Source organism: Alkalibacterium subtropicum (genome assembly GCF_900112455.1).
GTDB classification, from domain to species: Bacteria; Bacillota; Bacilli; order Lactobacillales; family Carnobacteriaceae_A; genus Alkalibacterium; species Alkalibacterium subtropicum.
On sequence record NZ_FOLT01000027.1, the window covers coordinates 1 to 6750 of the forward strand.

The 6750-nt window shown below is 46.5% G+C and carries 5 protein-coding genes; 2 read left to right on the top strand and 3 right to left on the bottom strand.

Going from position 1 to position 6750, the window contains the following annotated elements; translation table 11 throughout:
- Positions 1 to 189 precede the first annotated feature (189 nt).
- Both treP and treC read left to right on the top strand, forming a co-directional pair.
- A complete protein-coding gene (gene treP, locus BM049_RS11620; protein WP_091531916.1) occupies positions 190 to 1698 on the top strand; it encodes a PTS system trehalose-specific EIIBC component in 1509 nt (502 codons plus the stop codon).
- Between the two features lie 146 nt (positions 1699 to 1844).
- Complete coding sequence (gene treC / locus BM049_RS11625; protein ID WP_091531920.1) at positions 1845 to 3497, top strand: alpha,alpha-phosphotrehalase; 1653 nt, start codon at positions 1845 to 1847, stop codon at positions 3495 to 3497.
- Between the two features lie 47 nt (positions 3498 to 3544).
- Here treC and treR read toward each other — a convergent pair whose 3' ends face one another.
- From treR to BM049_RS11640, 3 genes are all read right to left on the bottom strand, one after another.
- Complete coding sequence (gene treR, locus BM049_RS11630; protein ID WP_091531923.1) at positions 3545 to 4273, bottom strand: trehalose operon repressor; 729 nt, start codon at positions 4271 to 4273, stop codon at positions 3545 to 3547.
- A gap of 161 nt (positions 4274 to 4434) precedes the next feature.
- The gene (locus tag BM049_RS11635; protein WP_091531927.1) at positions 4435 to 5688 is read right to left on the bottom strand and encodes a LysM peptidoglycan-binding domain-containing protein; all 1254 of its coding nucleotides are present in this window, start codon (positions 5686 to 5688) and stop codon (positions 4435 to 4437) included.
- A 265-nt stretch (positions 5689 to 5953) separates the two neighbouring features.
- Positions 5954 to 6750: muramidase family protein (locus tag BM049_RS11640; RefSeq protein WP_143079493.1), on the bottom strand; the 797-nt coding region annotated here is incomplete at its 5' end.

A 6750-nucleotide genomic window follows, 5' to 3' on the forward strand; every position in this document is an offset into this window, starting at 1 on the left:
CTCATATCTTACGAGATGAGGTAATCGAAAAGAGGTTCATAGGGTTATCCAGTAAAAACCGGAAGGTTAAAACCCTAAATATAATATACAAGGAGAGATAAATAAAACCGCTTGCATTTTTTTTTGAAGTGCAGTATAGTAAAAACAGCAAAACTTGTATATACAAGTTACTCAAAGGAGGAAATTGTAGTGGCAGATTTTAAAAGAGATGCAAAAGAGCTGCTGGATGCGATCGGCGGCAAGGATAACGTCAACGCGGTAACGCACTGTGCGACACGCATGCGTTTCGTATTGGATGATCCTTCCAAAGCAGACACGGAAAGAATCGAAGATATCGAGGCTGTTAAGGGAACATTTACGCAGGCAGGACAATTTCAGGTTATTGTGGGAAACCGGGTGGCAGATTTTTATAACGAGTTCTCCGCAATCTCAGGACTTGAAGGTGTCAGTAAAGATGATGTGAAGAGCGCCGGGAAGAAAAATATGAACAGCCTGCAGCGCATCATGGCGGCATTGGCAGAAATTTTCACCCCGCTCATTCCAGCAATTATTATCGGTGGTTTGATTTTAGGATTCAGAAACGTTTTAGAGCAGGTACAGTTTGCAGCATTGGGACAAGCCATGGTTGACGGTCAGGCGGCGTTTACAACTGCCGGAGAACCGATTTACAACACGATCGTTAATGTCTCTCCATTCTGGAGCGGGGTCAACGCTTTCTTGTGGCTGCCTGGTGAAGCGATTTTCCACTTCCTGCCAGTCGGTATCACATGGAGTGTCACCCGTAAAATGGGGACCACGCAAATTTTAGGTATTGTCTTAGGTATTACGTTAGTTTCCCCTCAGCTGATGAATGCATACGGTGTCACAGACATTCTGGCTGGTGACGTCAATCAATGGGACTTCGGCTTCTTCCAGCTGGATATGATCGGATACCAGGCTCAGGTTATTCCAGCCATGCTGGCCGGCTTCTTACTGGTCTACCTTGAAAAATGGCTGCGGCGCGTCATACCTGAAGCCATTTCGATGATCTTTGTTCCATTGTTCGCACTGATCCCAACTGTCTTTATTGCCCATGCCGTTATCGGACCGATCGGCTGGCAGCTGGGTATCTGGTTGTCTCAAGTGGTTCAATGGGGACTGACCGGTACATTCAACTGGGTCTTTGGTTTTATCTTTGGTGGCTTGTATGCCCCACTCGTTATCACTGGACTTCACCACATGACCAATGCGATCGACCTGCAGCTGGTCGCTGACTTTGATCAGACCATTTTATGGCCAATGATCGCCTTGTCAAACATTGCTCAAGGTTCAGCTGTTTTAGGTATCATCTGGATGCACAGAGGAAATGAAAAAGAACAGCAGATCTCTATCCCAGCAATGATTTCAGCATATCTTGGGGTAACAGAACCTGCACTCTTTGGTATCAACATCAAGTTTGTCTACCCATTCGTCGCAGGCATGATCGGTTCAGCCTTTGCAGGGATGACTTCAGTGGCATTGAATGTCGCATCCTTTAATATCGGTGTCGGTGGACTGCCGGGGATTCTTTCCATTATTCCTGAATATTGGATCGGCTTCCTGATAGCTATGACGATCGCGATCGTTGTTCCATTTGTTCTGGTTATGGTCTTTGAGAAACGAGGCATCATGACTAAATGGGAAAATGATCATCTGCCAATTCCAAAATTAGGCAACTAAATTCGCTCGATTAAATTAAGTAAGAAAAAGGGTTAAGGAGGAAGGATATTTCCAAAAGATGGGCTATATTCTGGTAGGCTTACTGGAAGATGCGCGTTTATGGAGGTATCCTTTCTTCTTTTAGATAAAGAGAAGGGACGGATACAATGGGAAATCTACATGACAAAGTCATTTATCAGGCTTATCCCAAATCATTCAAAGATACAGATGGAAATGGCTTCGGTGACTTGAACGGTGTCATAGAAAAGCTGCCGTATATAGCCGAACTGGGTGCAGATATGGTCTGGCTCAATCCTTTTTATAAATCACCCCAGAACGATAACGGGTACGATATTGCAGACTATAAGTCGATCGATCCGCTGTTCGGGACATGGGATGATTTTGACCGGTTAGTGAAAGAAGCAGACAAGCACGATATCGGTCTCATGCTGGATATGGTCTTGAATCATACATCCACCGATCATGAGTGGTTCCAGAAAGCACTGGCCGGCGATAAGAAGTATCAGGATTTTTATATTTTAAGACCGGCTCAAAAAGACGGCAGCCTGCCGACGAACTGGGAGTCAAAATTCGGCGGCCCGGCCTGGTCAAAATTCGGTGACACAGACAAGTATTATCTTCATCTTTATGACGTCACGCAGGCAGATCTGAACTGGCGTAACCCTGAAGTACGCAAGGAACTGTTTAAAGTCGTCAATTTCTGGCTGGAAAAAGGTGTCAAGGGATTCCGTTTCGATGTCATCAATGTCATCGGCAAAGCGGAAGAATTGGAAGATGCGGATGATGGCGTCGGGAAATCGCATTATACGGATACACCGATCGTGCATGACTACATCAAGGAACTGAATAAAGAGACGTTTGGACAGTACGAGGATATCGTGACAGTCGGTGAGATGAGTTCGACGACCGTTGAAAACGGCATACGATACTCCAACCCTGAGACAGATGAACTGTCCATGATCTTCAGTTTCCATCATTTGAAAGTCGATTATAAAGACGGCGAAAAATGGACGACCATGCCGTTCGACTTTATTAAACTGAAACACATTTTGGATGAATGGCAAGCCGGGATGGCTGAGGGCGGCGGCTGGAACGCCCTGTTCTGGAACAACCACGATCAGCCCCGCGCCAATAACCGTTTTGGGGATGTGAAGAACTATCCGATCGAAACAGCCACGATGCTGGCCCAGACGATCCACTTGCTTCGGGGCACACCTTATATCTACCAGGGGGAAGAGATCGGGATGACGAATCCTGATTATGCTGAACTGGATAACTATAAAGACATTGAAACGCATAATGCCTTCATCGAACTAAAAGAAAACGGGCACTCTGACGAAGAAGCCCTTGAGATCATCCGGGACAAATCACGCGATAATGCCAGAACGCCGATGCAGTGGGATCAGTCGGAACACGCCGGTTTTACTGAAGGTGAACCATGGCTGAAAGTTGCAGACAATTATAAATTGATCAATACGGAAAACGAGAAGCACAGCGGAAAAATCCGCTCCTACTATAAAGAACTGATCCGTCTCCGCAAAGAGATGCCGATCATTCAGGAAGGCTCATATGAAGCGATCGCATTGGATCATCCAAGTATTTTTGCTTATGTCAGAGAACATGAAAATCAGAAATTGCTGGTCCTGAATCATTTCTATGCGGAAGAAGATCAAATCACGCTTCCAGACGACCTGCTGGAAGGTGAAAGCAGATATCTTATCGGCAACAGCGGTGAACGCAGACTTGAAAAGACGTTCACGATGGGGCCTTACGAAACGGCAGCGTTTTTAATTAAATAATGCAGGAACACAAAAGAGGAACGCTAGCTGAGCTAGTGTCCCTCTTTTTACTTATGATAGTCCATTGGGGGCCGGCGACGGGCGAATTCGACGAAACGAAATTTGTCCAGCCGGTGCCTTGATTCTGTGTACTGGAACAAGGTCGTGTCCTCCAGATGCACTTCGCTGCGTGTGACCACGACATGCGTGTCCCCGTGCAGAGTCATCAGCTCGCGGTCTTCTTTCGTGGCAGGCTCAACGATAAACTCTTTTCTGGCGTAACCTATAGTCAGACCAAGTTCTTTTTCGATATAGTTATACAGTGATTTTTTCGCTTCTTTGTCCGGAAGCTCTTTTATAACCGAGGTCAACAGATAGTCTTTATCCAGAATGACTGTTTCGCCGTCCACTTTCCGTCCACGAATCACAGCATGAACTTCTGTACTAGGAGAAATATTTAAAAATGTAGCAATTTGTTCAGGCAGTGTCTCGATCTGGTTTTTTATAAGCACGGTTTCACTGTTGATGTGCTGTGCTTCTTCCAATTCCTTATAACTTGTCAGACCGGAAATGGGGAAATCGAAACGTTTGATATCTAAAACGATCGATCCTTTTCCCTGCTTTTTTTGTATGTATCCGCTCTCAAGCAGCAAGGTCAAAGCTTTTCGAATTGTTTCACGCGAAACATTATACTTTTTCGACAGCTTGTTTTCGCTGGGAAGCAGCTCGCCGGCCTTGTATGTCTGGTTTAAAATATCTGATTCAATATCTAAAAATATTTCTTGAAATCTACTCATCGGTTACAGTCCTTTTCAAAATCTTTCTGTGCAGTAAGCTCTATTTTAATTGAAAACGGGTTACTTCTCAACTATATCAGAGTCAGGAAATAAAATGTCTCTTTATGTAAAAAAACTCTCAAGCTGAAAATTTCCTTTCAGCTTGAGAGGGCTTAGTGACATCAAGGGATCGTAATGATTTGACCGACAGTGATAAAGTCTGGGTTAGAAATATTGTTTTCGGAAGCCAGAGCACTGACTGAGGTGTTGTATCGATTGGCTATAGCCCATAACGTGTCTCCGGATTCCACCGTGTACGTCGTTGTATCCGTGTCATCAGAGTCGTCCGGTGAGGTGTGGCCTCCGCCGTCACTTGACCCCGGGAGCGTGAGTGTCTGACCGACAAAGATCAAATCGGGATTTGATATGTTGTTTTCGGAAGCGATGGCTTCAACTGTCGTATCATAGTCACTCGCGATGGCACCTAGTGTGTCGCCGGCTTCAACGGTATATGTCGACGCTGAAGGCTGGTCTGGTTCGTCGGGGGTGGTCTCTCCACCACCGTTGCCGCCACCCGTGCCAGGAATCGTCAACGTCTGACCGGCCACGATAAAGTTTGGATCTGAAATGTTATTGGCTGAAGCGAGGGCATCTACCGTTGTTCCATACTGACCGGCAATGGCTGAAAGGGTGTCGCCGGGTTGGATGGTATACATCGTTGCTCCTGTTTCTCCACCGGTGTGGTCTGAACCGACCATTTCTTCAATGGTGACGAAGGCGTATCCCATCGCATCCAGATTCTCAATGATCTCAGGAAGTGCTTCGGTCGTGCCGGGGGCATTAGATCCAGTATGCATCAGGACGATGCCGCCGGGAGCGATGCCGTCCATGACCCGCTGAACGATTTCGTCAGAAGAATTGCCCGTCCAGTCAAGGGTATCGACTGACCACATGATAGTGTTTGTATAGCCTGCATCCCCTGCTGTCTGCAATACATCAGAGTTATAATCGCCGTAAGGAGGTCTGAAGAAAGTGCCGGTACTCTCTCCTGAAGCATTTTGAATAAACGCTTCATTGCTTTCCAGCTGATTTCTCATCTGATAATCAGACAACTCTGTGAAATAAGGATGTGAATATGAATGGTTACCGATCTGATGTCCCTGGGCCACGATCTCCTGTATATAGGGGATTTGGTCCTCATCGCCGTAAGAAGCAATAAAGAAGGTGGCGGGAACATTATAGGCTTCGAGCGTCTGGAGAATGGCTGGCACATTCATGCCATTGGCTCTGTCATCGAAGGTCAGTGCGACTTCGTTACTATTTCCGTCCCCACTGTAAATAACTTCCGAGGGGGCGGCGTGAACGGATGATGCAGCAGAGAAGAGACTGAGCGCTGCTGCAGATAAAAGCAATGTCAGGCTTTGTCTTTTCTTCATGATCAAAAATTCATTCCTTTCTTTTGTTATAGGTATAGTTTTTCATCCCTTTTACTCACTGTAACAATCTAAATGTATTTATTCAAATATGAAGAATTTAATCACAAACAAAGTGTGTGAAAAGGCTGATGCCAATATTTAATTCATCAAAAGTATAGAGAGTAAGCAAATAGAAATACCGTCATATCACGGAATGGAATTCCGCGATGTGACGGTACATTCTTCTTTATTAAGTTCTTGTCAGATCCCTTTGCTTTCCTTGGGTCTATCTGATAGTCAGGACTTGTCCGACACTAATGAGGTTTGGGTTAGAGATGTTGTTGTCGACTGTTAGTTGCTGCACGGTGGTGTTGTATCTCTGGGCAATGGAATACAGGGTATCGCCCGGTCTCACGGTATACGTCGTTGAACTTGGAGGAGGCGTTGTCGAGCTGCCATTTCCAGGAATGGTGAGGACTTGTCCGACGCGGATAAGATTGACGTTGGGAATGCTATTGGCAACAGCGATCTGCTGTACCGTCGTGTCGTAACGGGCGGCGATGGCGGATAAGGTGTCACCGGCCTTCACAGTATAGGTGGTCGTGCTGGAAGGAGGTGGAGGAGGTGTTGTGCCACCATTTCCAGGGATGGTGAGGACCTGTCCGACACGGATAAGATTGACGTTCGTGATATCATTCGCAGCCGCAATACGTGAAACGGTCGTATTGTATCTTGCCGCGATAGCTGACAGGGTATCACCGGCTTTGACGGTATAGGTGGTCGTGCTGGAAGGAGGTGGAGGAGGTGTTGTACCACCAGTTCCAGGGATGGTGAGGACCTGTCCGACACGGATAAGGTTGACGTTCGTGATATCATTCGCAGCCGCAATACGTGAAACGGTCGTATTGTATCTTGCCGCGATAGCTGACAGGGTATCACCGGCTTTGACAGTATAGGTTGTCGATCCGGTAGGTGGAGGTGGTGTCGTCCCGCCGCTGCCCGAAATGATCAGTACCTGACCGGCGCGGATCAGATTAGGGTTAGCAATATTATTGAGTTCCACGAGGCGTTGAACGGTGGTAT

Excerpts from the sequence above, each read along its gene's own strand:
- treC (WP_091531920.1), top strand. The coding sequence starts at position 1,845 with ATGGGAAATCTACATGACAAAGTCATTTATCAGGCTTATCCCAAATCA.
- treR (WP_091531923.1), bottom strand. The coding sequence starts at position 4,273 with ATGAGTAGATTTCAAGAAATATTTTTAGATATTGAATCAGATATTTTA.
- BM049_RS11635 (WP_091531927.1), bottom strand. The coding sequence starts at position 5,688 with ATGAAGAAAAGACAAAGCCTGACATTGCTTTTATCTGCAGCAGCGCTC.